Raw genomic sequence first — 15721 nt, 5'->3', positions numbered from 1 at the left:
GCAGCAGCTGAGTTATTCCGCCTTAGGCAACATCTGTTGTAATAACTGGCAATCCTGCACCTGCTGCTTGGCATACTGCCGGCAGACATCGGCTAGTTCCGCCTGATGCTGGTTGAGCGCTGCTGCCATTTGTTGCTCAAAACGACAACTGCGTCTGTCACTGCGGCTATGTGCCAGCGCCAACGCCACAGCACAAGCCTGAGCATACTGACGCATGGCCAGGCCCGGGCTGGTTGGATGAACACAAATATCTTCCGGATCCAAATCCACATTGGCATGGTGTAGCGAACGCATCAGATAATGTGCACCTTCAAACTGCAGCTCATCCAGCACTAAATCTGGCCGGCGCTGCATCTGGCGCTGACAATCCACCGTCAGGTGAGCATCATTTAATTGATTCACCGGGTTTAAGTCAGCAAAAAATGCCAGTGGTGCCGAGCGGCGTTGTTGTTTGGCTTCAACCACATGATAAAGCGCCAGATCTTCGTTGGTTTGCCACTTTTTAGGCCCAACCAGCAAATAATAACGACCGAGATTCAGCGAACCGGTGCCGGCGCCCTGACGCGCCACCAAATCGACAATATCATCGTCGACATAAGGCCGGAAGCTGGTCAGCACCCGCTGATAGTCCTGCTCGCTTAATCTGGTAAATTTGCCGGCATCGGCTTTAAACCGCAGAGGTTTTTGCGTGAAGTCGACTGTCTTAGCCAGGGTGCTTTTGGTTAAGAAGTGCTCGCCGGCAGCCGACCTCTTAATGGCTTTTTTCAGATAAGGTTTTAATAAATGTTCTTTTGGAAAATCGTCCTGCGCATAAAATCTGCGCTCAGGGTCGTCGCTGATACGCAGCAGCTCCTGCTGGTACTCACGGAAAAACGCCAGCATGGCTTTTTCGCCATCCTGCTCAGTTGCAACTTTGACAGCACTAAAATCAACACTGTCGTCGCTCTGATAACGTCCCCCGGCCAGACCACGGCAATAGTCGGCCGCCAATAATAAACTGATGGCAAAACGGCTTAAGTCCCAGACGGCATGACCGACACAGGCATCATCAAAGTCGTTGGGGCCAAAAATCACTCTGTCACCACTGCTGCCTTCTTCAGTAAAAAAACCAAAGTTCGCCAGATGACAATCGCCCATCACCCTCACCAGCGGCACTGCACAGAGCGCTTCAGGCAAAGGTAACAACCGGCGATGGATATCGGCATAAAACAAGCCTGAACTGCCGCGTAAAAACCGGAACGGGCTTTGGGTCATTTTACGATGTTTCACTAAAGGGGCTGTGGCCGGATCTGTGCCGTCGGTGCGGATAAATTCCTGTTGTAACTGGGAGAGGCGAAGACTTGCTTCGACAAAATTGCTCATCTGGGTTGTCCTTCACTGAGTCTGAGGCCGGTACTCTGGCGGCGTAGCCTGTTGCTACCGCCAACAAAATAATTGTTATAGATACACAAAGCTGCTAACCGGATGCTAGCGCAACAGCAGAAAAAACTCAGCAGCCCTGATTTTATTTGGACAAAAATAATGTAAGCAGTTGTGCTATATCATAAAACAACCGGTAGCTTACAGGCACAACCTGTATCCCACTCCGGCTTCGGTGGTTAAATAACGGGGCGCTGCCGGATTATCCTCCAGCTTTTGCCTCAGCTGCGCCATATGCACCCGCACATATTCAGGTCGCCCCTGATAAGCCTCTCCCCACACCTGCTGCAAAATCTGATTATGGGTTTGCACCACACCGGCATGGCGCAGCAGGCATAACAACAATTCATATTCGGTTTTGGTCAGATGCACCCGCTCGCCGGCTTTAGTCACAACATGCTGCACCGGATCAAGAGTGACAGTGCCAAATTGCCATTGCCGCACTGTGCCCTGACGCGGCCTGAGTGCACTGCGCATCCGCGCCAGTAACTCACCGGCGCTAAAAGGTTTAGTGACATAATCGTTGGCACCCAAATCCAGCGCCTGCACTTTGTCCTGCTCTTTGCCACGGGCCGAAATAATAATGACCGGAATAGCAGACCATAACCGCAACTGGGTTAATAACTGCAGGCCATCCAGATCGGGCAACCCAAGGTCCAGCAGCAGCAAGGCATACTCCTGGCCGGCCAGCAGTTGCAGTCCTTGTTGGCCTGAAGCACAGATGTCTGGCAAATAACCCTGACTGGTCAATAAAGTGGCGAGAAAACTCTGCATGCCGGCATCATCTTCCAGCAGCAAAACGCGGGGTTTCTGACTCATAGCGGCCACTCCAGTACGGCAACAGCCTGGGTCTTATCAAGCACAAAACTAAACCGCCCCTGATGCAAAGCCGCCACTGTTTCGCAGATGCGAATGCCAAGGCCATGACCGGCATCGGCAGCATTGCCGCTGGCAGTGCCAGCTGACGGCAAGTGATTGCGCAATACCAGCCGCTGCCACTGCTTAACCCTTTCACAACCAAGTTCAATCCTGCCGGCGCCGTATTTTTGCGCATTTTCTAGTAAATTGGCCAACGCAATTTCCAGTAAACCGGCATCGCCACTCAGTGCCTGCGGCGGCGGGCAAGCCAGCCGCTGTGCAATATCGGTGGCCAATTCACTGCGCCTGGCCAAAGCTCCGGCGATTAAATCGTCTGAACTAAACTGGCTGTATGTCAGCTGCACATCGGCCAGCTGCGCTTTGGATAACTCCAGCACCTTTTCAAAATGTTGTTGTAACAGTTTGCTGTGGCGGTAAATATTCAATGCCTGTTGCTGTCGCTGTTCGTCCGACAAGGTCAGCTCTGTGTCGGCCAACATACTTGAAGCACCCATAATGGTGGCCAGCGGCGTGCGTAAATCATGCGATAACGACCTTAACAACATGGCGCGTTGTTGCTCCGACTCCACCCTGAGCAGGTTTTTATTCGCTTCATGCTTCAGCTCCAGTGCAGCATGACTCTGACTTAACAATGACTGAGCCGCATGCAGCAGATTATGGTTGGGCAACAATAAGGCTTGTGGCAATACCAACCAGCCAGCCGGCTGAGGTTTGCCCAGTGGCAGCTGGCAAAGGCCGGCTTCAGCTGCAGGAGCAACAGCGCTGGCGTAGAGCCTGACCGGTGCACGCAAACGGCGTGACAATAACTTCTGGGCAAATGCACATTGGCCCTGCCAGTCGCTGCGGCTTGCCAAACCTTTGGCCAGCATATACATGCCCCTGAGCTGCGACATCAGATTGCGGGTCTTTTGCAGTTGCCGGTTAATACGATCAGACAAATAACTGATAAAAATCCCCAGACTTGCCATCACCACAAAACTAATCAGATTTCGGGTGTCGTGTACATGCAAAGTGTAATAAGGCGGCACAAAACACCAGTTCAGCGCCAGCACCGACACTAAAGTGCTGGTGATGGCCAGAGTTTTGCCGTAACGCTGCGCCATCCAGCTGATCCAGACCAGCTGCAGCATGGCCACATCGGTTGGGCTGATATGCTGACGCAGTGGGATCAACAGCGCAGTAAAGAACACAGGCCAGGCGATGGCATGAAACCAGCCCCATAGTTTTTTGTCAGGCCGCGTCTGGTACAGCCGCATCTTAATAACGCCAATAAGCAGGGGTGAGTAATATCAGCACAGTGAGAATCTCCAGCCGCCCCATCAACATACCCAAACTCAACCACCATTTGGCACCATCCGGCAAAGTAGAAAAATTGCCGGCTGGACCAATGATGCTGCCAAGACCAGGACCAACATTGGCAACTGCTGTGGCAGCGCCCGTTACCGCTGTGACTAAATCCAGCTGATAAAAAGACAAGGCCATGGCAATAAAAGCAATAGTGGCAAAATAAATAAAACAAAAGGCCAGCACAGTGCCAAGCAGCTGGTCGTCAACCTTTTTGCCGCCATAACGCTGATCCCAGACCGCTCTTGGATGGATCAATAACTTCATTTGTTTCACCAGCAGCATAGCCGCCAGCTGTATCCGGAAGATTTTTAAGCCACCTGAGGTAGAACCGGAACAAGCGCCGGAAAAGGTAAGATAAAAAAACACCATCACGGCCAGATTGCCCCACAGCGTATAGTCTTCTGAAGCATAACCACAAGTGGTGATCACTGACACCACATTAAACAAACTATGGGTCAGCGCGTCAAACCAGGGGCGGTTTTGTTGTTGCACCTGATAAAAAGTCAGCGTCAGTGCCGCCACCAGTACTATGGCAATAAAAGCCCGCACCTGCGGGTCACGCCACAACGCCAGCCGGTTGCCTTTAACCATACTGACAAAAAGCACAAAAGGCATAGCCGCAGCCATCATAAAGAAGCTGCTAAGCCAGAAAATCAACGGTGTGTCTTTAAACTGGCCAAAAGAAGCGTCGTAATTGGCAAAACCACCGGTGGCCACTGTGGTCATGGCATGGCTGATGGCATCAAAACCCGTCATACCAGCCAGATAATAACTGAGCATGGTCAGCAAAGTCAGCACCAGATAGACCACGCCTATCGCGGCAGACATTGAGGAGCTGCGCGGCAGAATTTTTTCGGAGGTGTCGGAATTTTCGGTTTTAAATAACCGCATACCGCCGATTTTTAGCGCCGGTAAAATGGCAATAGCCATCACAATAATCCCAATGCCACCTATCCAGTTCAGCACGGCGCGCCAGAACAACAAGCCTTTGGGCATATGATCCAAACCGGATAACACAGTGGAACCCGTGGTCGTCACCGCAGAAACAGCTTCAAACCAGGCGTCGGTAAAACTGCAATCCGGCACTATCCACCAGATAGGTAAAGCGGCAAAAAAACATAACATCAGCCAGCTTAAGGTGGTCAGTAAAAACAGTTGCCGGCTTTTTAAATCGCGGGCGTGCCGCCCCCAATATATCAGCGTATAACCCACCACAGCGCCAAGCACTGCACAGGTTAAAAACACCCAGAAGATACTTTCGTGGTAATAAATCGCCACCAGCATGCCAAGCAGCTGCACCAGTGACAGCAACAACAATAAATAACCCAGCACCCGGTACATTAAATACCGGCCAGGCACCAGCACCACACGGGACATCACAGCAGTCGTCATCACAACACACCAGAACAACGGATAACTGCGATCTTATAAGCTGTGGTAAAGCAGCATTATAAAGATTGTATAAAGATTCGGGAGTTGGTCGAGTGCCCCCTTATTCGCCAGCTCCGGCACAGTCTGTTAGAATTGCGGCTTTTTTTCGCCCGGCTTGGCTTTGAACTGGCTGCAGATGAAAGCTGCGATAGGCTCAAAAAGCCAGCAATTATTTTGTTTTAAAAGGAAAAATAAATGTTTCAGCAACTGAAGCAACAGTGGTTCAGCAATACCCGCGCTGATATTTTATGCGGCATTCTGGTGGCGCTGGCGCTGATCCCGGAAGCGATCGCCTTTTCGATTATTGCCGGTGTCGACCCCAAAGTCGGTTTATACGCTTCTTTTGCCATCGCAGTCATTTGCGCTTTTGCCGGCGGCCGGCCGGCGATGATTTCGGCTGCAACGGGCGCAATGGCGCTGTTGATGGTCACCCTGGTCAAAGAACATGGCCTGCAATATTTATTGGCCGCAACCCTGCTGTGTGGTGTTATTCAGATCATTTTTGGTTTATGTAAACTCGGTGAGCTGATGCGTTTTGTGTCGCGCTCTGTTGTCACAGGTTTTGTTAATGCGCTGGCGATTTTGATTTTTATGGCGCAGCTGCCTGAATTAATAGGGCACGGCTGGCAGGTATATGCCATGACAGCAGCCGGCCTTGCCATTATTTATTTGTTTCCTTATCTGAATAAAACTATTCCGTCTCCTCTGGTGGCCATTCTGGTATTAACCGCCATCACTTTGTATTTCCAGATTGATGTACGCAATGTGGCCAATATGGGCGCCTTGCCGGACAGCCTGCCGGTATTGTTGTGGCCTGAGGCACCGCTCAACTGGCAGACTTTGGAAATTATCTTCCCTTATTCACTGGGCCTTGCCGTCGTAGGTTTACTCGAGTCGCTGATGACCGCCACTATTGTCGATGACATGACCGAAAGCGACAGTAATAAAAACCGTGAATGTGTGGGCCAGGGCATTGCCAATATTGGCTCTGGCCTGATTGGTGGGATGGCCGGTTGCGCCATGATTGGCCAGTCGGTGATCAACGTAAAATCCGGTGGCCGCACCCGCTTATCCACTCTAGTTGCCGGTATTCTTATTCTGATTTTTGCGGTGTATTTAGGCCCCTGGGTTGGCCTTATTCCGATGGCTGCGTTAGTGGCTGTGATGATTATGGTATCTATTGGCACCTTTAACTGGCAGTCACTGCGCGATTTACGCCATAACCCAACCAGCTCAGGTGTGGTGATGCTGGCCACTGTGGCTGTGGTGGTATACAGCCACAACCTGGCTTATGGTGTGCTGGTGGGGGTGCTGCTCAGCACCTTGTTTTTTGCCAATAAAATAGGCCAGTTACTGGCCGTGCAGTCCACCCTTTCTGCAGATGGCAACAGCAGGATATATCAGGTCACGGGCCAGCTGTTTTTTACCTCGGCAGAGCAATTTGTTGCCAGTTTTGATTACAAAGAACAGCTCAGCAAAGTGCAGATTGACCTGACCCATGCCCATTTCTGGGATATCACGGCGGTCAGCTCACTGGACAAAGTGGTACTGAAGTTTCGCAGAAACAATATCGAAGCAGAGGTCACAGGGTTAAATCAGGCCAGCGCGACTTTGGTGGATAAATTTGCCATCCACAACAAACCTGAAGCAATCGCACCTTTATTACATTAAATAACTGCATGCTGCGCAGCAAAGCTAGCGGTAAAATACGGCATTAAAAAAGCCTGTTGTTTTAAACAACAGGCTTTTTTCTGTCGATGCCAACAAGGAAAAATCTAACGGCCTTTTACCACAAGCCATTGTTATTTCACCAGGTTATTTCAGCAGACGCCAGGTCAGTGGAAAACGATACACCTGGCCTTCGCTGGCCGTTTTGGCGGCAATAATATAGAGCACTAAAGTCGCGAGCCATAACACCGGCATCAGCGCAACACCTATCACCGAAATTCCCAGCAGCACATACACCAGCAGTACTGTGATGGCAAAATTCAGCCCTTCTTTAGCGGTGCTTTTCACAAATTCATCATCGGATTTAATCAGGTACACCAGTAAAGGCGCCAGAAAAGCAAAAAAGATCGAAGCCACATGAGTAATAGCTGCCAGGTTTTTACTGTCTTGTCCTGGTTCCTGCACATAAGTTGACATAAATATTCCTTGTATTCTGCCAAGCCTGAACGCTTGAAATAAATGCCTTTTACGAAAGTAAGTTGCGATAAGAACCGCGCCGTTCCAAAGGCTGCCAGTTAAAAAATAAGTCAAATCAAGCAGCTTTAGCAAGCACCATTTAAACAGCAACAAGAATGCAACATCAGGCCAACAAGGTGCTGCAAACTGGTACTTAAACAAAAACTACCCTATCGGCACAGACTCTGGCATATTGCGCACAAATCATCCGGAGTTTGTCAGATGCGGTTGCCTGTATTCAGCTTGTTGTTCTGTTGTTTATGCAGTGTGCAAAATCTGGTGGCTGCGCCGCAACAACTGAATCTGACCTTGTATACCGAAGAATTCCCGCCTTATAGTTTTTTACATCAGGGCAAAATTCGCGGCATTAACGCCGACATCATTCTGGAAGCCTGCACTTTGGCACAGTTAAAATGTGACATGGTGAGCCTGCCCTGGCTGCGCGCCTTTGAAAACGCGCAGCAAGACCCGCAAAGTGGTTTGTTTCCAACGGTCAGAACGCCCAAACGCAGTGAGCTGTTTCAGTGGGTTGGCCCTATTGCCTCTGCCAAAGCGTATTTATACCGGCTAAAAAGCCGGCCGCAAATTGCGCCCAAAAATCTCGCCGATGCAAAAAACTTTGGCATTGCCGTCGCCAGGGGCGATGTATATGAAGAATATCTGACTGAGCAAGGGTTTAAACGGGGTGTGAACCTTTTGGATTTTGCCACCAAATCAGAACCTATTCCGCTGTTTTTACAGGGAAAAGTAGACCTGATTATCGGCTCTGAGCTGGTGTTGCCCGATTGGCTGGCCAAACATGGCAAAGATATGCGCCTGGTGGAACCGGTGCTGGATATTTCGGCCATAGGCAATAACTTTCTGGCGCTGAATAAAGCAGTATCACCCGAACTTGCCCACCGCCTGCAACAGGCGCTGAATGAGCTGAAACACAATGGCCGTTTTGATGCGATTATCCGTCAGTACCATCAAAATCCGGGCCAGTTTCAGCACTAAATCCATCACTGCAAAATACCAGCCTCAGGCTGTGCTTGTTATTTTTTCTGCATCAGATACACAGAAACCGCAATAAAAATGCCGCTGGGCAACACAGCGCCAAGCACGGGCGGTAACTGGTAGACCAGCGCAATAGGGCCAAACACTTCATTGGCCATATGAAAAGCAAAACCGGTCAGAATGCCCATCAACACCCTTGCTGCCATAGTCACGCTGCGCAGCGGGCCAAAAATAAACGACAACGCCATCAGCATCATTGCCACTATGGTTAACGGCTGAGTGGCTTTGCGCCAGTACGCCAGCTGATAACGGCTGCTGTCCTGCTGATTGGCATCCAGATAATCCAGATAACTGCTTAAACCCTGTAAACTCAGAAGTTCAGGTTTGACACTGACCACGCCCAGCTTGTCGGGCGTTAAACCTGAGCGCCAGCGTTGCTGCGCCCATTGATGCTGTTCAACTTTGTCATCCCGGAAATTCAGGCGGCTGACCTGCTCTAATTGCCAGACACCGGCGACAAATATCGCCGACTTGGCGTTAATAATGCCCTGCAGCGCCAGCTCAGGCGAAAACTGATAAATAGTGACATTTTTCAGACTGCCATCGTCTGACACCTGACGGATATTGACAAAATCGTCACCATCTTTAGCCCAGACGCCCTGCTGCGCAGCAAATAAATTACCGCCGGAAATGGCTTTGGTTTTGAGTTCTCTGGCAAACTTTTCCGAAGCCGGCGCCAGCCACTCGCCCACCGCCATCACCAACACCATCATCAATAACGCGGTTTTCATCACAGAGCCGATAATATTCAGCCTGGACATACCGGAGGCCTGCATCACCACCAGCTCGCTATTGCTGGCCAGCATACCAAGGCCAATCAGCGCACCTATTAACGCTGCCATCGGGAAAAACAACACCATATCGCCCGGCACACTGAACAAGCTGAACATAGCCGCCGTCAGCGCTGTGTAGTCACCGCGGTCGACTTTCAGCTGATCAATAAAACGGAACATGCCGGATAAAATCAGCAGCACAGACAATGACAAAGCCGAGGTGGTCAGAATACTGCGGCCAATGTAAATATCGACAATCTTAAGCATGTTCACCCCGGCCAAAAATTCTGGCTTTCAGCCGCTGCGCACCGGCGCGGCTTTGCAGCAACAACACCACCACCAGCGTCAGCATCAGGCCATGGATCCACCAAAGCCCGACCGCCTGAGGGATTTTTTCTTTTTGCAGCAAATTGGTGCTGACAATCAGCAGCATGTAATACAGCAAAAACAACGACAAAGCCGGCAATAAACGGCCAAATTTGCCCTGGCGCGGGTTCACTTTACTGAGCGGCACTGCCAGCAACATCAGAATGGGAATCGACAGCGGAATGGCCAGCCGCCAATGCAGCTCAGCCACAGCTTCGGGGTTATCACGCTGCTGATATAAATCCAGCGTGGGCAAACTTTTTAATTTGCGCCGGCGCTGCTCTACCTGCTGCTCGCGGATTTGCAAATCATAACGGCCAAACTCCAGCACATCATATTCAGGTGCATCCACAGCCCCTGCATACCTGCGGCCATTGCTCAGCACCAGTCGTTGTGCACCGGTATTGTCTTCCTGCACAGTACCGGTTTGGGCATACACCACCGAATGCTGACCGCCATCTTCAGTGGCCTGTTGCGCCAAAAACACTTTGGACAGACTGTGGCCGTCACGGCTGATGTCCTGCACAAACACCACGGCTTTTTCATTGGAAGTTTGCTGGAAACGCCCGGGAATAAGTGTGGATAAACCAGGGTCGGACGACACTTTTTCCAGCAGCTGATATTCACGCTCAGCGGCCCAGGGGCTTAAATACAAAGTTAAACCACCGGCCAGCAAGGCGATAAACAACGACAACACCAGCGTCATACGCCCCACCAGCCATTCACTGACACCTGTGGCATGCAACACTGTCATTTCACTTTCTGCATAAATCCGGCCGTAGGCGATTAAAACACCCAAAAATGCCGCCAAAGGTAAAATAAGAATGGCCATCTGCGGCAGTTTTAATGCCACCAAAGTGAGCACCAATGAAGCAGGCAGCTCGCCTTCTGAGGCGTCTGCTAAGGTTTTGACAAAGCGCTGGCTTAAGATAATAGTGATTAAAATCAGAAACACAGCCAGCTGAGATTTAAATACTTCGCCAATCAAATAACGAAAAACAATCAAAATGCCCCCCAAAAACCAGTCTTTTTGCTGGCACCCTGGCAATTTTTAAGTAAACTGGATATTTATAGCAATTATTATCGACTAAAGTCCGGTGAAATCCGAGCTTTTTTATCAGCGCCAGCACCTCTTTTACTGGCCTAAAGCGCGGCGTTACCCCAGCATAGTCCATCAGAATCAGGAGTTGACATGGAGTTCAGCGTTAAAAGCGGAAGTCCGGAGAAACAACGCAGTGCTTGTATTGTTGTCGGCGTGTATGAACCACGCCGGTTATCTGCGGTGGCCGAACAATTAGATAAAATCAGCGAAGGTTATATCAGTAACCTGCTGCGCCGTGGTGATCTGGAAGGCAAACCAGGTCAGATGCTGCTGTTGCACCATGTACCTAACGTACTGAGCGAACGAGTGTTATTGGTCGGTTGTGGCAAAGAACGTGAGCTGGACGAACGCCAGTATCGTCAGATCATTGCCAAAACCATCAGCACCCTGAATGAAACCGGTTCAATGGAAGCTGTGTGCTTTTTATCTGAGCTGCATGTCAAAGGCCGCGATACCTACTGGAAAGTACGTCATGCGGTAGAAACCACTCAGGATTGCCTGTACACCTTTGATAAGCTGAAAAGCAAAAAAGATGAAACCCGCCGTCCGCTGCGCAAAATTGTGTTTAATGTGCCCACCCGCCGTGACCTCACCATAGGCGAAAAAGCCGTTGAGCATGGCCTGGCTATTGCCGCCGGTATTAAACAATGTAAAGACGTTGGCAATATGCCACCGAATATCTGCACCCCGGCCTGGCTGGCCGAGCAGGCGCAGGGGCTTGCCACTATCAGCGACAAACTCAGTATTGAAGTGCTGGGTGTGCCGGAAATGACCGCGCTGGGCATGCATTCTTATTTAGCTGTGGCCCGTGGTTCGGACAACGAAGCCAAAATGGCGGTGATTAAATACCAGGGCGCCATGGACAACAGCGCGCCCGTGGTGCTGGTCGGCAAAGGTTTAACTTTTGATACCGGCGGTATCAGCATTAAACCAAGTGACGCCATGGACGAGATGAAATACGACATGTGTGGCGCTGCTTCTGTGCTGGGTACCATGAACGCTGTGGCATCACTCGGTTTACCGGTCAATGTGATTGGAGTATTAGCAGCTGCCGAAAACATGCCGGACGGTAAAGCTTACCGCCCTGGTGACGTACTGACGACGATGTCGGGCCAAACGGTTGAAGTGTTAAACACTGACGCTGAAGGCCGTTTAGTGCTGTGTGATGCTTTAACTTATGTGGAGCGGTTTGACCCGGATGTGGTGATAGACGTCGCCACTTTAACCGGTGCCTGTGTCATTGCGCTGGGTAAACATGCCACTGGCCTGTTGAGTAACCACAACCCGCTGGCGCATGAAATTCTGAATGCATCAGAACAAAGTGGGGATCGCGCCTGGCGTTTACCTTTGTGGGATGATTACCACGACCAGTTAGAAAGCCCCTTTGCCGACTTTAGTAACTTAGGTGGCCGCGCCGCCGGTACTATTACCGCAGCCTGCTTTTTGTCAAAATTCACCCGCAAATATAACTGGGCGCATTTGGACATTGCCGGCACAGCCTGGCGTAGCGGCGGTAAAGACAAAGGTGCCACAGGTCGCCCTGTAGCCATGCTGATGCAATTTTTAATTAACCGTGCCGGCCATCATCCGGAAAGTTAAACAAACGCCTCTGCAGTTATTTTGCGCAGCAACTGGCCCGGGAACCCTGGCCAGTTTTGTTTTTAGCCCTTGCAGCCTGTGCGCTGCAACAGCACAACAGAAGGCCACTGATGCAAGTTCAGTTTTATTTGCCCAAAGCTGCTGACCCCAGCGAAGCGTCGGGGGATAGCAGCAAAGCGCCGGCTGATAGCGGTGAAATAAAGGGGAATAACCAGCTGCTGCTGGCCTGTCAGCTTTGTGCTGCTTTGTACCGGCAAAATCTGAAAGTCTTTGTGTACTGCGCAAATCAGCAAGACGCTGAACAGGTCGATGAGGTATTATGGCAGTTTGATGCACACAGTTTTGTACCGCATAACCTGGTGGGTGAAGGCCCTGCCCGCGGCGCGCCGGTTGAGATCAGCTGGCTGCCCCCCAAAAATAACCGTCAGGTATTAATTAATTTAACGTCTGCTGTACCGGTATTTGCCAACAGGTTTAGTCAGATCATCGAATTTGTGCCAGCGGCTGAGTCTGACAAAGACATAGCCCGGCAAAAGTATAAACATTATCGCCAGCTTGGTGTGACACCCCAAACCGTGCAGGCCAGCTGAAACAGGTAGAAAAATGGAAACAAAATTTAACCCAAGTCAAATCGAACAGGCGATGTACAAAGCCTGGGAAAACAAAGGCTACTTTAAACCTTCAGGTGACAACTCAAGCGGCGCTTATTGCATTATGATCCCGCCGCCAAATGTCACGGGTAGCCTGCACATGGGTCACGCTTTCCAGCAAACCATTATGGATGCGCTCACCCGTTATCAGCGGATGCAAGGCAAAAACACTTTATGGCAGGTGGGTACAGACCACGCCGGTATCGCCACTCAGATGGTGGTAGAGCGTAAACTGGCCGCCGAAGGCAAACCGGACCGCCACGCCATGGGCCGTGATGCTTTTATTGAAAAAGTCTGGGAATGGAAAGCCGAATCCGGTGGCACCATCACTGAACAAATGCGCCGTTTAGGCAACTCGGTCGACTGGGACAAAGAACGTTTTACCATGGACGATGGCCTGTCAAACGCAGTGCAGGAAGTTTTTGTGCGTTTGTATCAGGACGATTTAATTTACCGTGGCAAACGCCTGGTGAACTGGGATCCAAAACTGCACACCGCTATTTCTGATTTAGAAGTAGAAAACAAAGAACAAAAAGGCCATTTCTGGCATTTACGCTACCCGCTGGCTGATGGTGTATTAACTGCTGATGGCAAAAACTACTTAGTGGTTGCCACCACCCGCCCTGAAACCATGCTGGGTGATACCGCAGTAGCGGTAAACCCTGAAGACGAGCGTTACCAGTCGCTGATTGGCAAAGAAATTCTGCTGCCGTTGGTCAATCGCCGTATGCCAATTATTGCTGACGAGCATGCCGATAAAGAAAAAGGCTCAGGCTGCGTCAAAATCACCCCGGCGCATGACTTTAACGACTACGAAGTGGGTAAACGTCATCAGTTGCCAATGATCAACGTGATGACCAAAGACGCCACTATCCGCGCTGCAGGCGAATGTTTTTTCAGCAATGGTGAAGAAAACCCGAATATGGCAGCGCCTATTCCGGCAGAGCTCGCTGGCCTTGACCGTTATGCTGCCCGTAAAGCCATAGTGGCGGCTTTTGATGCGGCAGGTTTGCTCGATAAAATTGAAGACTTAACCAACACCCTGCCGTACGGCGACCGCTCTGGTGTGGTAATTGAGCCTATGCTGACCGACCAGTGGTATGTGCGGGTGGCGCCACTTGCCAAAACGGCGATTGAAGCTGTGGAAAACGGCGATATTCAGTTTGTGCCAAAACAGTACGAAAACATGTACTACAGCTGGATGCGCGACATTCAGGACTGGTGTATTTCACGCCAATTATGGTGGGGCCACCGCATTCCGGCCTGGTACGACAATGACGGCAAAGTGTATGTGGGCCGGGATGAAGCCGAAGTGCGTGCTAAACACGGCTTAACGCCTGAGGTGGCGCTGCGTCAGGACAACGACGTGCTCGACACCTGGTTTAGCTCAGCACTCTGGACTTTCTCGACCCTGGGCTGGCCGGAACAAACTGAAGATTTAAAAACCTTCCACCCGACTGATGTACTGGTGACGGGTTTTGACATTATTTTCTTCTGGGTTGCCCGGATGATTATGATGACAATGCATTTTGTTAAAGATGAAAACGGCAAACCGCAGGTGCCCTTTAAGACTGTGTATGTGACGGGCCTTATTCGTGATGAAAACGGCGACAAAATGTCCAAGTCCAAAGGCAACGTCATCGACCCACTGGATATGATTGACGGCATTAGCCTGGACGACTTATTGGCCAAACGCACCAGCAATATGATGCAGCCACAACTGGCGGAAAAAATTGCCAACCAGACGAAAAAACAATTCCCGGAAGGTATTGATGCCTGTGGTACAGACGCTTTGCGTTTTACCTTAGCGGCGCTGGCCTCCACCGGCCGTGATATCAACTGGGATATGAAACGACTGGATGGTTACCGCAACTTCTGTAACAAGCTGTGGAACGCCAGCCGTTATGTCACCATGATGACGGAAGGCAAAGACGTAGGTCTTGCCGCTGCCGGTGAAACTGCAGGCGAGATGAAACTGTCATTAGCCGACCAGTGGATTTTAAGCCAGTACCAGCAAACAGTGGCGCAGTTCCGCCAGTATCTGGACAGCTATCGTTTTGATATGGCCGCCAATACACTGTATGAATTTACCTGGAACCAGTTCTGTGACTGGTATTTAGAACTGACCAAACCTGTCCTCTTTAAAGGCGACGAAGCGCAGCAACGTGGCACCCGCCATACCCTGCTGACAGTGCTGGAATCTTTATTACGTTTAATGCATCCCATTATGCCATTTATCACTGAAGAGATTTGGCAGCGGGTAGCACCAATGATCCGCAGCGACCTCAAGCCAGGCGACAGCATTATGCTGCAGGCTTACCCGGAAGTGGATCAGACGCTTGTTAATGACAACGCAGCAGCCGATATTGAATGGGTGAAAAACTTTATTGTGGCCATCCGTAATATCCGCGGTGAGATGGATATTCCACCAACCAAACCACTGCCGGTGCTGCTGCGCAACTTATCTGTTGACGACAGCCGTCGTTTAGAGCAAAACCAGGCGCTGCTGTTAAATCTGGCCAAGCTCGACAGCATCACAGTGCTGACTGCCGCCGACACTGCCCCAGCATCTGCTGCGCAGCTGCTGGGCGCCATGGATATTCTGATCCCTATGGCAGGCCTGATTGATAAAGAAGCAGAACTGGCCCGTATTGCTAAACAGCTGGAAAAAATGCAGCAAGAAGCAGCTCGGGTAGCCGCTAAACTGGCCAACGAAGGTTTTGTTGCCAAAGCACCGGAAGCAGTACTTGCCAAAGAGCGTGAAAAACTGGCAGAAGCAGAAGCCGCTATTGTGAAATTACAGGCACAACAAGCAGAAATTGCTGCGCTGTAATTTAGCCTGAAAAGCCAATCATACAAAAGGCGACCTTAGGGTCGCCTTTGTTTTTTAAAGCTAAATGCCACATCAGCCTTGG

12 protein-coding genes are annotated in these 15721 nt (G+C 50.6%); 5 read left to right on the top strand and 7 right to left on the bottom strand.

From position 1 onward, the window contains the following. Positions 1–12 precede the first annotated feature (12 nt). The 4 genes from N3Z11_RS03260 to N3Z11_RS03245 all read right to left on the bottom strand — a co-directional run bounded on the left by N3Z11_RS03260 (position 13) and on the right by N3Z11_RS03245 (position 5037). Positions 13–1362, bottom strand: a complete 1350-nt coding sequence (locus N3Z11_RS03260; protein WP_260655705.1) for a DUF2252 domain-containing protein — start codon at positions 1360–1362, stop codon at positions 13–15. 198 nt (positions 1363–1560) lie between these two features. Then, positions 1561–2238: a response regulator gene (locus tag N3Z11_RS03255; RefSeq protein ID WP_260655704.1), complete on the bottom strand. Its 678-nt coding sequence runs from the start codon at positions 2236–2238 to the stop codon at positions 1561–1563. Next, positions 2235–3554, bottom strand: a complete 1320-nt coding sequence (locus N3Z11_RS03250; RefSeq protein WP_260655703.1) for a DUF4118 domain-containing protein — start codon at positions 3552–3554, stop codon at positions 2235–2237. The genes N3Z11_RS03255 and N3Z11_RS03250 overlap by 4 nt, the downstream gene beginning before the upstream one ends. 1 nt (position 3555) lies before the next feature. Continuing rightward, the gene (locus tag N3Z11_RS03245) at positions 3556–5037 is read right to left on the bottom strand and encodes a TrkH family potassium uptake protein (RefSeq protein ID WP_260655702.1); all 1482 of its coding nucleotides are present in this window, start codon (positions 5035–5037) and stop codon (positions 3556–3558) included. Positions 5038–5271: 234 nt separating this feature from the next. Here N3Z11_RS03245 and N3Z11_RS03240 point away from each other — a divergent pair, with 234 nt between their 5' ends. Then, the gene (locus N3Z11_RS03240; protein ID WP_260655701.1) at positions 5272–6747 is read left to right on the top strand and encodes a SulP family inorganic anion transporter; all 1476 of its coding nucleotides are present in this window, start codon (positions 5272–5274) and stop codon (positions 6745–6747) included. Between the two features lie 144 nt (positions 6748–6891). Here the strand turns inward: N3Z11_RS03240 and N3Z11_RS03235 are convergent, their stop codons facing one another. Beyond that, positions 6892–7221 carry a DUF4870 domain-containing protein gene (locus tag N3Z11_RS03235; protein ID WP_260655700.1) on the bottom strand — a complete coding sequence of 110 codons (330 nt, stop codon included), beginning with the start codon at positions 7219–7221 and terminating at the stop codon, positions 6892–6894. 261 nt (positions 7222–7482) lie between these two features. Between N3Z11_RS03235 and N3Z11_RS03230 the strand changes: the two genes are divergently transcribed. Beyond that, positions 7483–8256 (top strand): substrate-binding periplasmic protein, encoded by a 774-nt coding sequence (locus N3Z11_RS03230; RefSeq protein ID WP_260655699.1) that lies wholly within the window; start codon positions 7483–7485, stop codon positions 8254–8256. A gap of 38 nt (positions 8257–8294) precedes the next feature. Here N3Z11_RS03230 and lptG read toward each other — a convergent pair whose 3' ends face one another. Then, on the bottom strand, positions 8295–9356 hold the full coding sequence (gene lptG / locus N3Z11_RS03225) for an LPS export ABC transporter permease LptG (protein ID WP_260655698.1): 1062 nt from the start codon (positions 9354–9356) through the stop codon (positions 8295–8297). After that, positions 9349–10461, bottom strand: coding sequence for an LPS export ABC transporter permease LptF (gene lptF, locus N3Z11_RS03220; protein ID WP_260655697.1), 1113 nt, complete (start codon positions 10459–10461; stop codon positions 9349–9351). The genes lptG and lptF overlap by 8 nt, the downstream gene beginning before the upstream one ends. Before the next feature lie 186 nt (positions 10462–10647). Here lptF and pepA point away from each other — a divergent pair, with 186 nt between their 5' ends. From pepA to N3Z11_RS03205, 3 genes are all read left to right on the top strand, one after another. After that, positions 10648–12156: a leucyl aminopeptidase gene (gene pepA, locus N3Z11_RS03215; RefSeq protein WP_260655696.1), complete on the top strand. Its 1509-nt coding sequence runs from the start codon at positions 10648–10650 to the stop codon at positions 12154–12156. Positions 12157–12266: 110 nt separating this feature from the next. Next, positions 12267–12746: a DNA polymerase III subunit chi gene (locus tag N3Z11_RS03210; RefSeq protein WP_260655695.1), complete on the top strand. Its 480-nt coding sequence runs from the start codon at positions 12267–12269 to the stop codon at positions 12744–12746. Positions 12747–12759: 13 nt separating this feature from the next. Continuing rightward, positions 12760–15639, top strand: a complete 2880-nt coding sequence (locus N3Z11_RS03205; RefSeq protein WP_260655694.1) for a valine--tRNA ligase — start codon at positions 12760–12762, stop codon at positions 15637–15639. Positions 15640–15721: the final 82 nt, after the last annotated feature.

It is taken from the genome of Rheinheimera sp. 4Y26 (assembly GCF_025245835.1).
Taxonomy (GTDB): domain Bacteria; phylum Pseudomonadota; class Gammaproteobacteria; order Enterobacterales; family Alteromonadaceae; genus Pararheinheimera.
The sequence above is the reverse complement of the archived record's forward strand: the minus strand, read 5'-3'. Positions and strand labels throughout refer to the sequence as shown.